This window comes from Flavobacterium sp., from assembly GCF_025352015.1.
GTDB lineage: Bacteria > Bacteroidota > Bacteroidia > Flavobacteriales > Flavobacteriaceae > Flavobacterium.
This window is the reverse complement of record NZ_JANXUG010000079.1, coordinates 45,921-59,995: the sequence shown is the minus strand read 5'-3', so window position 1 is coordinate 59,995 and position 14,075 is coordinate 45,921. Positions and strand designations below refer to the sequence as shown.

Sequence of the window (14,075 nt, the reverse complement as noted above, 5' to 3'; positions counted from 1 at the left end):
ACTATTTTATCTTAAAATGTTTTCAATCATATTAATATAAAAAGCTGTCGGCGAGATATTTTCGTCACAGTTGGTAATGCTTTTTAAATGTTCCTTTAAAAAATGCTGATGCAGGGAACCTTCAACAATTGAAGATGCTAAACTTTTAGCAAATGGATAATTAGAATTTAAATTACTAATCAGATCGATAATCCGATTAATCACTCTTTTATAGACTTTGAAAAAACCAATTTTGTTTTCATCATCTATTTCTTTGGTCAACAAGGTTTTGGTAAATTCCGCAATAATAATTTTGTTTAATATAGCTTCGTTAATATGAAGTGTTAAGGAATCGTCTTCTACTTTTGCTGTAACAATGGTAATGGCTTGTTTTAATTTTTCTTTTGGATTTGTGATATTGGCAGTACCAAAAACCAGTTTGTATTCTACCCAACTCCAGTACCAAGATGAAAGATACAAAAGTAGTTTGTGCTTGCTTTCAAAATAGCGGTAAATAGAGCTTTCATTAGATCCAATGAGTTCACCTAATTTTTTGAAAGTAAAGTTTTCAAACCCAATTTCATCTATCAATAAGATACTATGTTCAATGATTTTCTTCCCTAATTCTGAAGATTCAGGGTTTTTTACATATAAATTTTCATTTACAGTTATAGTTAAATTGGAAAGTATGTCTTGCATAAATTAATAATATTTTATGCAAATATAATAGTATTACTATTATAAATGAAATTTTAACTTTTATTTACAAAAAATAATTTTTAAAAATTGGAATTATGTGATTGAGCTTCTCAAAATGTGCCTCTTGATTTAATGTTTTGCTCACAAAGATTTATGATTTCAACAATCCTATCTTGTCTCGTTTGCTGTCTTTTAGCTTGATTCAGCCAGTAGAGATAGTTTTTTCTGTAGGATGGACTAAAACTGTTATAATTAGTAAATGCAGTTTTATTATTGAAAAATGCAACTTCTAAATCTAAAGGTATTTCGAGGTTTTCAACCGCATCCAAGCTTTCCCAAGAACCGTTTAGTTTGGCAGTTTCAATTTTCTTGAAGCCGCTTTGGTGCATTAAATTATCTGAAATCAATTTTTGGATGTACGTTTTATTGAGTTTACTCCAAACGCTTTTATCTTTTCTGGGAGAAAACATTTGACGTCTACGTTCATCATCCAATTTTTTTACAGTAGAATCTATCCAACCGAAGCAAATAGCTACTTGAACGGCTTCTTCCCAGCGCATACTTTCGAAAGAACTATCTACGCGATAAAAAATTAAATAAACTCCCGTTGAGATTAAATGATTTTCATGCAACCATTCTGTCCATTCTTGGGCATTCTTGAAGTATAAATGTTCCTTTTCTTCCAATTAACCATTTATTTTATGATTGCAGAACAAGCAACTCTAGCACCAGCTGCACCTGTTGGTTGTGTTACAAAATCATCTGCTTTATCATGAACGATTAATCCTTTTCCTAAAATATCTTTCGTAGCATCACCACAACCAATGCACCATTCATCTGTTTTTAGAGTTATGGTTCCGTTTCCGTTTTCATCGGCTGTAAAATTGCCAATATCGCCTTTGTGATGTTCGACATCTGTCCATTTACCATGTTTTTTGAATGTTGGGTTCCAGTGACCACCTGCTGATGCAGCATCTGCGGCAGAACAATCTGCTTTTTCATGAATATGAATGCCATGAATTCCTGGTTTTAGTCCAGTGAGTTTTGCAGTTAAGGTTACCATTCCATCGTTCTCTACAAAAACCGCTGTACCTTTAACGAAACTTCCACTTTTGGATTCGAAATTAAGTTCTATTTTTTTTTCATTAGTATTGGTGTTAAAGCTTTTGCAACTTAAAATCACCACAATCAATAATGCTATGCCTAAAATTATTTTTTTCATATTTATAAAATTTATTTTGAAATATAAAAGTAAACAATTGGTAAATGAAACTGCCTGTATTTTAGTTAAAATTTATTTTGTTTTCTCTCCAACAAAATAATCAGTCTGTGATTTGAATAACACATTGAAAGTAGTCAAACTGCCATAAATACGGGTAATGTACTGCTGCAATTCTACTTTTTCAATTTCTTCAATATTACTGGTATTAATTTTTTGTTCCATTACTCTTAAACGGTCTCGGAGCATAACTATTTTATGAAAAAACACATCAATAGGCACATCTTTACTTGCTAAACCTGCTAGTCCGGGTTCAAGTTTGATATTGCCGCCTTTCCATTTATCACCAATAGCAACAGGTGCACCTATTCCATTCCATTTTTTTAAGATGGATAATAAACTTTGTTCAACATCGTAGAAACTTATAGTATCTACTTCATTTTCGGAAGCTTCGATAACTTCAAAGTTGCTATCGATTGCAATTGTTTCTAATCCGCTCTCAATAAAGGTAACCCAATATTCTTTAGATGAAACATTGGTAACTACACCTTTACCATATTCTACATGATTAATTCGAGAGCCAATTCCTAATAATTTCATAGTTATATATTTTGACTACTAAAATAGGAATTTGGATGATATAAACAAATTTTTTGGTCTTTCTACCACAATTACAGATTAGGATACCAATTGACTTTGGTTTCTAAACACCAATTGACTATCAAAAGCATCGAGCAAAATAATACTATCTGTAGTTACTTTTCCAGCTAATATTTCTTTAGATAATTGATTAAGAACCTCTCTTTGAATAACTCTTTTTACTGGTCGCGCACCATATTGCGGATCGTAGCCTTTGTGTGCCAAATATTCTATTGCTTCTGTTGTAGCATCCATAGTGATGTTTTGTTGTGCCAGCATTTTGGTTACACTTTTTAATTGTAAGCTTACAATTTGCTTAATATTAGCGGCTGTCAATGGTGTAAACATTACAATTTCGTCAATTCTATTGATAAACTCCGGACGAACAATTTGTTTTAGCAAACCAAGCACTTCTATTTTTGCTGCTTCGGTAGCGGCATCTATACTTACTTTTAGGTTTTCAAATTTCTCTTGTATAATAGCACTTCCCATATTAGAAGTCATGATGATAATAGTGTTTTTAAAATCGGCAACGCGACCTTTGTTATCCGTCAATCGTCCTTCATCCAATACTTGTAACAAAATATTAAAAGTATCAGGATGTGCTTTTTCAATTTCGTCTAACAAGATTACAGAATAGGGTTTTCTTCGTACGGCTTCTGTTAATTGTCCGCCTTCATCATAACCTACATAACCTGGAGGTGCACCAACTAATCGGCTTACACTATGGCGTTCTTGGTATTCGCTCATGTCAATTCTTGTCATGGCATTTTCATCGTCAAATAGATATTCGGCTAATGCTTTTGCTAATTCGGTTTTACCAACACCTGTTGTTCCTAGAAATAAGAATGTGCCAATAGGTTTTTTCATATCTTGCAATCCGGCACGGCTTCTGCGCACAGCATCGCTCACTGCCTCGATAGCTTCTTCCTGACCCACGACTCTGTGATGCAAATCATCTTCTAGTTTTAGTAATTTTTCTCGTTCACCTTGAAGCATTTTCATTACAGGAATTCCAGTCCACTTGGCTACAACTTCGGCAATATCTTCTCGAGTTACTTCTTCTTTAATTAAGGAAGTTCCATCTTGATTTTGGGCTAATTGCGTTTGTAAAGCATCTAATTGCCCTTGGGCTTCTTTGATTTTTCCGTAACGAATTTCGGCTACTTTTCCGTAATCGCCATTGCGTTCCGCTTGTTCGGCCTCTGTTTTGAAATCTTCAATTTCTTGTTTGATGTTTTGAATGTTATCTATCACATCTTTTTCAGATTTCCATTTGGTAAAAATTTTGTTGCGTTCTTCTTTTAAGTTCGCCAAATCCATGCCGAGACCTTTCAATTTGCTTTCGTCATTTTCTCTTTTGATAGCTTCTATTTCTATTTCCAATTGCATAATTTTTCTATCCAAAACATCTAATTCTTCGGGTTTTGAATTGATTTCCATTCGTAGTTTAGAAGCCGCTTCGTCCATCAAGTCAATGGCTTTATCAGGCAAGAAACGATTGGTAATATACCGTTGCGATAACTCAACAGCTGCAATAATTGCATCGTCTTTAATTCGTACTTTATGATGAGTTTCATATTTTTCTTTGATACCGCGAAGGATGGAAATGGCGCTTTCGGTATCAGGTTCATCGACCATAATTTTCTGAAAACGTCTTTCGAGTGCTTTATCTTTCTCGAAATATTTTTGATATTCGTCTAATGTTGTTGCACCAATTGCAAGCAGTTCACCACGAGCTAAAGCAGGTTTTAAAATATTCGCCGCATCCATAGCGCCTTCGCCACCACCAGCACCAACCAAAGTATGTATTTCGTCAATGAACAAAACAATATCACCTTCGGCAGAAGTTACTTCTTTTACTACTGATTTTAATCGTTCTTCAAATTCACCTTTGTATTTCGCTCCGGCAATTAACGCACCCATATCTAGCGAATACACTACTTTATCTTTTAAATTTTCGGGCACATCGCCGTCAACAATTCTATGTGCTAAACCTTCTGCAATAGCAGTTTTACCAACACCTGGTTCACCAACTAACATTGGGTTGTTTTTTGTTCTTCGCGTTAGAATTTGCAATACGCGACGAATTTCTTCATCACGACCAATTACTGGATCGAGTTTGCCATTTTTAGCTAGTTCGTTTAGGTTTTTAGCATATTTATTTAAAGCATTATAGGTTTCTTCAGCCGAAGCAGAAGTTACTCTTTCGCCTTTGCGTATTTCGTCAATCGCTGCTTGTAAACCTTTTTCCGTAACGCCTTGATCTTTTAAAATTTGTGCGACTTTGCTTTTCGATTTGAAAATGGCTAAAATTAAATGCTCGATAGAAACAAATTCGTCGTTCATTTTTTTGGCGATAATTTCAGCTTCGTTTACTGTTATTGAAGCATCGCGAGAAAACATAATTTCGGTTCCCGAAACTTTAGGAAAACTTTGAATGGTGCCGTCTAAAATCTTTTTGAAAAGCTCCACATTTACATTGAGTTTTTTCAAAATAAAAGGTGTTACGTTTTCATCGACTTCTAATATGCCCTTGAAAATGTGCTCGTTCTCGAGCTGTTGCTGTCCAAAATTTTGTGCAATTTGCTGTGCTTGTTGCAATGCTTCTTGCGATTTGATGGTGAATTTATTGATGTTCATAGTGTATGTTTTTAATAGTCGAGTTTTTAAACTTCACTTGTATTTGGCAACTTGTGTTCCACTTCAAAAATGGAGACAAAATGGCTTTTAACAAATATTTTTTTAATTAAAATAAGACAATATGTCTTAAAATAAGATTGTTAGTTTTCATTCTGGAAAAATAGCAGCAGTTTGAAATAAAAGTTTTAAAACAGTAATGCTATCAAAATAATCTGTGAATTATTATTGAGTAGATTTTTAATAATTAAAATATTAACTTCCTTAAAAGAGTAAAACTTTTATTACTTCTTTTTTTATTATAATGGTTTGGTCGTAACTTGTTTTGTGGCTATGGCTGACACTTTGTTATCGGAATTAATAGTTACCCTTAATTCTCTTTTAAAAAGTTTTTTTTCGTAGTCAATAGTATAATGAAAAATGTAATCCTTCTTCGATTTACTGTAGGTGACGTCAATGAGGTTTAAACCTAAAAACCTTCCGTTTCGCTGATTAATTTTTTTACAGATGATTGCTATTTTTTCTGGAGTGGCGTTTTGTCTTACTTTATCAGTAGCTTCACTAGCAGAAAAAGCTTTAAACCGCGATGTGTTGCAGGATTCTAACAATCTTTTTCCGAGATCGTAAGCTCTATTTTTCTTGGTAAGATTTAAATCTTCTAGTTTAACAAATACCGTTGTTTTCTCAACAGCTACGGCTTTTTTACTTTTACAAGAAAAAATCAATCCAAGGCATAAAAAAAAAATTATTTTTCTCATTGCGATGTTCTGAATTATAAATGAACTGCAATTTACCGCTTTTCATTGGTTTTTACTAGTAGATTAACGTTTAGTAAAACAATTGAAATAATTCATTTTTTTTTCTTAATGGTTTTCACAACCGAATTTGTATTTTTGAAAAGCAAAAAAAAAATTCAATGAAAATAGTACTATCACCTGCCAAATCCTTGAATTTTGATAAACAGTTGCCCACTTATAATTACAGTGAACCGCGGTTTTTGAAACAAGCAACTACTATTCAAAATACGTTAAAAAAGAAAAATCCAAAAGCATTATCACAACTTATGGATATTTCAGATAAGTTGGCTGAACTTAACTGGCAGCGCAATCAACAATGGATAACTCCGTTTACGCTCGATAATGCCAGACAAGCTATTTTTGCTTTTGATGGCGATGTATATGCAGGTTTGGATGTTTACAGTTTGCCCCTTGAAAAATTACCCTCGTTGCAGGATAAACTCTATATTTTATCAGGTTTGTATGGTTTATTAAAACCATTAGATTTGATGCAGGCTTATCGTTTAGAAATGGGAACTTCACTAGCTATTGGTAAAAACAAAAACTTATATGAGTTTTGGAAAAAAACGATTACCAAAACTTTAAATGAAGAATTACAAAAAGAAGAATTATTTATCAATTTAGCCAGTAATGAATATTTTAGCGCTGTTGATACCAAAAAATTAAAAGTTCCTGTAATCACTCCTGAGTTTAGAGATTATAAAGATGGTAAACTGAAAATGATAAGTTTTTTTGCAAAAAAGGCGAGAGGTATGATGGTTCGTTACATTATAGATGCCAATGTTGAAACGATTGATGATTTAAAAGAATTTAATTATGAGGGTTATGCTTTTGATGCTAATTTAAGTAAAGGAAATACATTGGTTTTTACGAGATAATAGTTTTTATTGTCGATGATTTTTATTTCATATAAAAGTATTCTTCATACTCCATACGAGTTTCGCTTGACATTTTTCTTTGATCACGCGCTAATTCTCTCATAGCTTCGACACCTTTTTTGGCACAGCGCTTCACTTTGTTCAACCTACTAGAAAAATCAATTAATTTAACGGCATCTTCGGGACTTAATTTAGTTTTAAGCTCCTCTACAAAATTTGAAAATTCTTGCACAACTTCTTGGTTTTCATCGTAATCTGTTTTTAAATCGTCGAGCAAATCAGCTATTTCTTTGCTGATTTCTTTACAATGATTTTCATTTTTTTTATGAAGTTCCTCAATGATTTTTTTTTCTTTATTACCAAAAAGTCCCATAATGTTTTGATTTAAAGTTGTATTTAATCAAATTTATGGAATTGTTTTCTAAATACACACAAAATGTTAATAACTTGTAAATTAGTTAATTAATGTATGGCTTCAGGAATAGCTGCATTCTTTTTACCTTTTTTAACCAATAGAATAAACGGAATGCAAACCAAGAATAAAAGGCCGAGATAAAGAAAAATATCCATGAATGCTAGAACCGAGCTTTGTTTGGTTACCCCAAAATCTAAAATTTTATACGCTTTCTGCAATGCTGTTTCTGCGCTAAAACCTTTTGACATAAAACCTTTTTGCAGGACATGAATTCTGTTTTGTACATTGACTTTGGTACTGTCTAAATGGGCAATCAAGTTGACACGATGCGTTTGACTGAATCGGGCGATAAAAGTTGTTATAATTGCAATACCAAATGACCCTCCTAATTGTCGCATCATTCCGGTAAAAGCCGCACCTTCACCGATACTTTTTCCTTTTAAAGCCGATAGCGAAAGTGTTGTAATGGGCACAAATAATAATCCCAGTCCTAAACCACGAACAATTAACGGCCAAAAAAGATGCTCTGTGCCGGTATCGGGCGTCATTACGTTATGCATCCAATACGTAAAAACAAAGAAGGCTAAAAATCCTATTGCCACCAAATAGGTTTGTGGTACGCCACGTTGTATCAGTTTACCAATCATTGGCATCATAAAAGCTACCGTTATTGAACTCGGAACTAAAAGTAAACCAGCATCTGTGGCTGTCCAACCAAGAATAGATTGGGTGTAAATAGGAACAATAAATGTTGTGCCATACAAACCAAACCCCATAATGAAGCTCATTACTACGCCAACTTTAAGATTGCTATCTTTAAGAACATTTAAGTTTACAATAGGATACTTATAAGTAAGTTCGCGCCAAATAAAGAAGAATAATCCAAACAAACTGATAACCGATAAAGTAAAAATAGTGACATCGTTAAACCAATCGTCTTGCTGCCCATGTTCTAAAATGTATTGCAACGAACCAATAAATGCAGCCAATAATACGATTCCCAACCAATCTACCTGATGGGCTTTTAGTTTCTCACCATATTTTGGACTTCTCACAAAAGATAATGTTAATAAGGCAGCAATAATTCCGATGGGTAAATTGATGTAAAAAATATAAGGCCAAGAAAAATGGTCAACGATATATCCACCTAATGGGGGGCCGAGCGTGGGTCCTACAATTACGCCCATACCATAAATAGCTTGCGCCATGCCACGTTTTTCCATAGGATAACTTTCGGTTATTATGGTTTGTGCAGTTACTAATAATGCACCACCACCAAGCCCTTGTATGAATCGAAAGGCTACTAATTCCCATATCGTAGAAGCATTGCCACACATAAAAGAAGCAACCGTAAAAATGATAATCGAAGCAGCAAAATAATTCCGCCGTCCAAATTGCTGTGAAAGCCAACTCGTCATGGGAATCACAATAACATTCGCAATAGCATAAGCGGTGATTACCCATGCAACATCTGTAAGCGAAGCGCCAAGACTGCCACGCATATTGTTTAACGCTACGTTTACAATAGTGGTATCTACAATTTCCAGTAAAGCACAAAGCACTGCCGTAATGGTAATGATGGTGCGTCGAAAACCATATTCTACTAAATCTTCTTGAACTATTGGTGTTTTAGCCATTTTTTAATTTTGAATGGTAAATTGTGAATTATTTTAAGATTACGTCAACATCAGCATTCATTCCAGAGCGTAACATTTGTAATTTGTCTTTCGGATTGTTGTTTGTAAAGTTTATTCTAACGGGGAGTCTTTGAACGGTTTTTACAAAATTTCCGCTGGCATTATCAGGAGGCAAAAGAGAAAATTTAGAACCTGTCGCTGGCGAAAAAGAACTTACTTCGCCTTCAAAATCGGTATCGGGAAAGGCGTCTATTTTGAGTTTTACTTTTTGACCCGCATGCATTTTGTCTAATTGCGTTTCTTTAAAATTAGCCACAACCCAAGTTTCGGTATTGTTGATGATATAAAATAGCGATTGTCCGGCTTGCACCAATTGTCCTGGCTGCATATCAATGGTAGAAACTTGTCCGTCAATAGAAGCAGTGACGATGGTATAACTCAAATTCAAATTGGCAGCATCCAAAGCCGCTTGAGCTTTTTTTACATTGGCAACAGCCACTTGAACCTGTTTGCTACTCACATTGTTTCTTGCAGTAGCAACATTTCGCTGAAAAGCAGATGCTTTTTGTTGGTCTTGAATTATTTGCAGCTGACTTTGAGCTTCTTGTTTAGTAGCTTCGGCTTGTTCAAATTGTTGTTTGGTAATTGAATGATTTTTATACAAATTGTTATAACGCTCAAAATCGGAAGATGCTCGGCGCAATCTAATTTTAGCCGTTTCGATGGTTCCATTTGCGGATTGCACATTGGCATCAGAAACAGAGACATTGGCTTGCGAAGTTCCAATATCTGCTTTTGAAACTTCTACACTGTTTTCTGCTGCCGCTAAATTTGCTTTTGCCTCTTCCACACGAACCAAATAATCACTTTTATCTATCACGAAAAGCGTATCTCCTTTTTTTACAGCAGCATTATCTTTTACCAAAACTTTGTTAATATATCCTGAAACTCTAGAAATAATTGGGCTCATTTTTTTCGCTACTTGAGCGTCATCTGTCGTTTCGTGTGACAACGAATGGATGTATTTGTATCCACCATATACTATTCCTATTGTTGCCAAAGCAATAAATATTAGCGAAAATTTTTTATTTGTTTTTTTAGCTTCCATGGTTTTTAAAATTTAGTTTTTTTGAGTGCTGTTTAATGATGAGGTCAATGTTCCTTTGGCAAATTGCAATTCGTAATATTTTTGTGCTACATCTGCTTTTGATAATGCTTGATTGATTTTGGCTTGTAATTGTTGAAAATCCGCTTCCAATAAATCATTAGTATCCGAAAGATTGTTTTCGTATTTATCTTTTACAATTCGATAATTTTCGTTGGCTTGTTCAACAGCGCTCTCATATACTAAACTTTGTTTGACAGAAAGTTTATAATTTTCCTGCGCTTGAAACACTTCTTCTTTAATTTGATTTGTCATCAATGTTAAAACAATTGCTGTTTCTTTGGTTTTGTTTTGCGCTAATTTGACTTGCTTTCCATTTTTGAAAAAACTTGATAAATCATACGAAAATCCCAAGCCAACATTTAAAGCGTTGGTAACCGTCAGCGCGTTGTGTAAATCAAAGGCAATGTAACCGCCGGTTAAAGATAAAGAGGGATAATAATTGGCTTTAGCTATTTTAATACTGCTTTCGGCAGCTTGTTTTTTGAGTTCTAGTGCTTTCAAATCGTTTCTTTCGCCTTGTTCACTATTTCCTTGATTGGTAACCATATCTCTTTTTATGGCTTCAATATCAATGTCAACTTTTGTGTTTTCGGGTAATTTGAGAAGTGTAATCAGTTTATAATTTGCAATGGCAGTATTTTTATTTGCGTTATCCAATGACAATTGAACATTAGATTGCTGCAATTGCGCTTTTAACAAATCATTTCGAGCTATCAAACCATTTGCTTCCATGGCGGTGAAATCTTTTACACGTTGCTCCGCGGTTTTTACATTGTCTTGAATCAAATCTGTCATTTGCTGGGCTTTGTATAAAGTGGCAAATAATTCTACGACTTCAAGACCAATTTGTTCTTTGGAATGCTTTTCGTTAAAAGCTTCTGCTTTATACATATTTTCGGAAGCAACGATGCTGTTTTTTAATTTAAATCCATTAAAAATGGGCACAGACGCAGTGACTTGACCTAAAAGTAACTGATCAATTTTCAGAGGAGCTGCATTTGCAGAAGAATTAGAAGTTTGCAAATTCGAAACCACATGGGCAGTCGATAAACGTAAATATTGTCCCGATGCTTTGACATTGGGATAACGGTTGTTTTTAGTGATTTCTAGTTCCAGTTTTGACGTTTCGACTTTGGTTTTCGCTAACGAAGCTGCATCACTATTGGTAGCGGCTATTTCAACAGCTTCTTTTAAAGTCAGCAGTTTTTTTTCTTGAGCGTAGTTTTTGGTGACAACCAAAAGAAAAAATGCGAGAAGCTTAATTTTATTAATTTGCATATATTAAAAGTGCTTTTATGGTTTTTTGAATGTGAATGGTTAAATCATTTAAAATATACTGTTCAAATGCTGTATCATTTTTCAAATTTAAAATTTGTTGATAGTATTTTTTGTTCATGTGAAAGTGTATAAAACTTCCAATAATAATTGGAGGGAGCAATGCCACATTAATATTAGGTTGGAACAATCCTTGACTTTGTCCTTCTTTAATAATATTTTCAATGAGTTTAAGGTTGTTGTTTTTTACTTGGGTAAAAGCATCAAGGTTGATTTCTCTTTTTTTGCTCGAAAGTTCAAAATGCAGAATTTGATACATACAACGATTAGTATTTATACGTTGAATATAATACGCAATTAACTTTTCAATTTTTTCAATAGGAGCGATGTTTTCGTGATATAGATTTTCGAGATCTAAACTCATTCCAGAAATACGATGCAATACCAAAGCTTCTAGAAGTTTTTCTTTGGATCCAAAATAGTACGAAATCATGGCGATGTTGATAGCTGCTTTTTTGGCGATAGTTCTGATAGTAGTTCCATCAAAACCAACTTCAGCAAATAGCTGTTCGGCAACTTGTAGAATTTCAATTTGCTTTTCATTAAAGTCGGTCATCGATACACTCTTTTAAATAAGTCACAAAATTAAACGATTGTTTAAATTAAACATTTGTTTGATTTAATTTTAACGTTTATTTAACTCAAAAAGTCATGATAGATAAATTCTATATTGAATAATTTAAATATTGATTATCAATACTATAAATTTTATTAACTAAAGTATATTTCGGATAAAATTAGAAATAGATGTTATTTCATTTTTGCTGATAAATTCGATAAAACTACTGCCAATGATCGCTCCTTTTTGAAAATTTGTAGCTTGTTGGAAGGTAGTTTTGTTGCTAATTCCGAAGCCAACTATCTGTGGGTTTTTCAAATTCATCGAAGCAATTCTTTCATAGTAGTTCATCTGATTTTGGTCAAAAGTATCTTTGCTTCCTGTTACACTAGCACTACTAACCATATAAATAAACGAGTGGGAATTGTCGTCAATTAATTTAATTCTTTCATCAGAAGTTTGCGGTGTAATTAAAAAAATCATCGCAATACCGAGGCTTTCAAAAAGTTTTTTATATTCTAAAAGGTAAATTTCAAGCGGCAAATCGGGAATAATCAATCCATCTATACCTGTTTCTTGACATTTCTTAAGAAAATTTTCAATTCCAAATTGTAGCATCGGATTAAAATAACCCATAATTATGAGCGGAATTTCCACTGTTTTACGAATATCTTTCAGCTGTTCAAACAAAATTTTAGTGGTCATTCCGTTCTTCAACGCTTGAGTCGAACTTGCTTGAATAACAGGACCATCTGCTAAAGGATCGCTAAATGGCAAACCAATTTCTATCATATCAACACCTTTTTTTGTTAAATTTTCTATTAAACTTTTGGTATCGTTTAAATTAGGAAAACCTGCTGAAAAATAGATAGATAATATTTTTTTATTTTCTGATAATTTAGATCGAATTCGACTCATTTTTATAAGTTAAAATAATTTATATACGTATTCAAATCCTTGTCGCCACGACCAGATAAATTAATGACTACAACATCATTTGGTTTAAATTTTTTATATTTCAAAACCGCAAATGCATGAGCCGTTTCTATCGCAGGAATAATCCCTTCGGTTTGCGCTAATTCAATACCAGCTTGCATGGCATCTTCATCAGTAATGGCAATGAATTCGGCTCTTTGCATTTGATGTAAATTGGCATGCATAGGTCCCACACCAGGATAATCTAATCCTGCAGAAATAGAATAGGGCTCCGTAATTTGTCCATCACTGGTTTGCATCAACAATGTTTTACTGCCATGAATAATTCCAATTTTTCCCAAAATAGAAGTTGCCGCACTTTCGCCCGAATCAATTCCTTTTCCAGCTGCTTCAACAGCAATTAATTGTACGTTTTCATCATCCAAAAAATGATAGAATGCACCAGCAGCATTGCTGCCGCCACCAACGCATGCAATGACGTAATCAGGATTGGAGCGATTTTCTTTTTCTAGTAGTTGGATTTTGATTTCTTCCGAAATCACACTTTGAAATCGTGCTACCATATCAGGATAGGGATGAGGTCCAACCACAGAACCTATAATGTAAAAAGTATCTTCGGGATTGCTAATCCAATCACGGATGGCTTCATTAGTAGCATCTTTCAAGGTTTTTGAACCCGAATGTGCCGGACGAACTTCGGCGCCCAGCATTTTCATTCGGGCAACATTTGGAGCTTGACGTTCAATATCAACTTCGCCCATGTAAACGATGCATTGCATACCCATGAGCGCACAGACGGTTGCCGTAGCTACGCCGTGTTGACCGGCACCCGTTTCAGCGATAATTCTAGTTTTTCCTAATCTTTTTGCAAGTAAAATTTGCCCAATGGTATTATTAATTTTATGTGCACCGGTATGACATAAATCTTCACGTTTCAAATAAATTTTAGTATTGAACTGCTCTGACAAACGTTTTGCGAAATACAAAGGCGTAGGTCTACCAACATAATCTTTTAAAAGCGCTTTAAATTCTTTTTGAAAAGAAGGTTCTGCGCTTATGGTTAAGTATTGTTGACGCAAGGTTTCCACGTTTGGATATAGCATTTCTGGAATGAATGCGCCACCAAAGTCTCCATAAAAGCCATTATTATCTACGTTATATTTTGAGATCATAA

Annotated in this window: 14 protein-coding genes; 1 reads left to right on the top strand and 13 read right to left on the bottom strand. The window is 34.0% G+C overall.

The window, feature by feature from the left end; translation table 11 throughout:
* Positions 1-6: 6 nt before the first annotated feature.
* The 6 genes from Q0Q96_RS07990 to Q0Q96_RS07965 form a co-directional block, all read right to left on the bottom strand.
* Positions 7-678 (bottom strand): TetR/AcrR family transcriptional regulator, encoded by a 672-nt coding sequence (locus Q0Q96_RS07990; protein ID WP_293873404.1) that lies wholly within the window; start codon positions 676-678, stop codon positions 7-9.
* 110 nt (positions 679-788) lie between these two features.
* Entirely contained in the window at positions 789-1,364 is a 576-nt protein-coding gene (locus Q0Q96_RS07985) for a YdeI/OmpD-associated family protein (RefSeq protein WP_293873402.1), read from the bottom strand.
* An 8-nt stretch (positions 1,365-1,372) separates the two neighbouring features.
* Positions 1,373-1,900, bottom strand: coding sequence for a superoxide dismutase family protein (locus Q0Q96_RS07980; RefSeq protein ID WP_293873399.1), 528 nt, complete (start codon positions 1,898-1,900; stop codon positions 1,373-1,375).
* A 72-nt stretch (positions 1,901-1,972) separates the two neighbouring features.
* Entirely contained in the window at positions 1,973-2,497 is a 525-nt protein-coding gene (locus Q0Q96_RS07975; RefSeq protein ID WP_293873396.1) for a hypothetical protein, read from the bottom strand.
* A 78-nt stretch (positions 2,498-2,575) separates the two neighbouring features.
* Positions 2,576-5,179, bottom strand: a complete 2,604-nt coding sequence (gene clpB, locus Q0Q96_RS07970) for an ATP-dependent chaperone ClpB (protein WP_293873393.1) — start codon at positions 5,177-5,179, stop codon at positions 2,576-2,578.
* A 296-nt stretch (positions 5,180-5,475) separates the two neighbouring features.
* A complete protein-coding gene (locus tag Q0Q96_RS07965; RefSeq protein WP_293873390.1) occupies positions 5,476-5,934 on the bottom strand; it encodes a hypothetical protein in 459 nt (152 codons plus the stop codon).
* 158 nt (positions 5,935-6,092) lie between these two features.
* Here Q0Q96_RS07965 and yaaA point away from each other — a divergent pair, with 158 nt between their 5' ends.
* Positions 6,093-6,851: a peroxide stress protein YaaA gene (gene yaaA, locus Q0Q96_RS07960; RefSeq protein ID WP_293873387.1), complete on the top strand. Its 759-nt coding sequence runs from the start codon at positions 6,093-6,095 to the stop codon at positions 6,849-6,851.
* 22 nt (positions 6,852-6,873) lie between these two features.
* Here yaaA and Q0Q96_RS07955 read toward each other — a convergent pair whose 3' ends face one another.
* From Q0Q96_RS07955 to trpB, 7 genes are all read right to left on the bottom strand, one after another.
* On the bottom strand, positions 6,874-7,224 hold the full coding sequence (locus Q0Q96_RS07955) for a hypothetical protein (protein WP_293873384.1): 351 nt from the start codon (positions 7,222-7,224) through the stop codon (positions 6,874-6,876).
* Positions 7,225-7,313: 89 nt separating this feature from the next.
* Complete coding sequence (locus tag Q0Q96_RS07950) at positions 7,314-8,903, bottom strand: MDR family MFS transporter (RefSeq protein WP_293873381.1); 1,590 nt, start codon at positions 8,901-8,903, stop codon at positions 7,314-7,316.
* A 28-nt stretch (positions 8,904-8,931) separates the two neighbouring features.
* On the bottom strand, positions 8,932-10,011 hold the full coding sequence (locus Q0Q96_RS07945) for an HlyD family secretion protein (RefSeq protein WP_293873378.1): 1,080 nt from the start codon (positions 10,009-10,011) through the stop codon (positions 8,932-8,934).
* A 12-nt stretch (positions 10,012-10,023) separates the two neighbouring features.
* Positions 10,024-11,349, bottom strand: a complete 1,326-nt coding sequence (locus Q0Q96_RS07940; protein ID WP_293873375.1) for a TolC family protein — start codon at positions 11,347-11,349, stop codon at positions 10,024-10,026.
* Positions 11,339-11,962, bottom strand: a complete 624-nt coding sequence (locus Q0Q96_RS07935) for a TetR family transcriptional regulator (RefSeq protein ID WP_293873372.1) — start codon at positions 11,960-11,962, stop codon at positions 11,339-11,341. Before Q0Q96_RS07935 ends, Q0Q96_RS07940 begins: the two co-directional genes overlap by 11 nt.
* Positions 11,963-12,121: 159 nt before the next feature.
* A complete protein-coding gene (gene trpA, locus Q0Q96_RS07930; RefSeq protein WP_293873369.1) occupies positions 12,122-12,883 on the bottom strand; it encodes a tryptophan synthase subunit alpha in 762 nt (253 codons plus the stop codon).
* A 2-nt stretch (positions 12,884-12,885) separates the two neighbouring features.
* A complete protein-coding gene (gene trpB / locus Q0Q96_RS07925) occupies positions 12,886-14,073 on the bottom strand; it encodes a tryptophan synthase subunit beta (protein WP_293873366.1) in 1,188 nt (395 codons plus the stop codon).
* Positions 14,074-14,075: the final 2 nt, after the last annotated feature.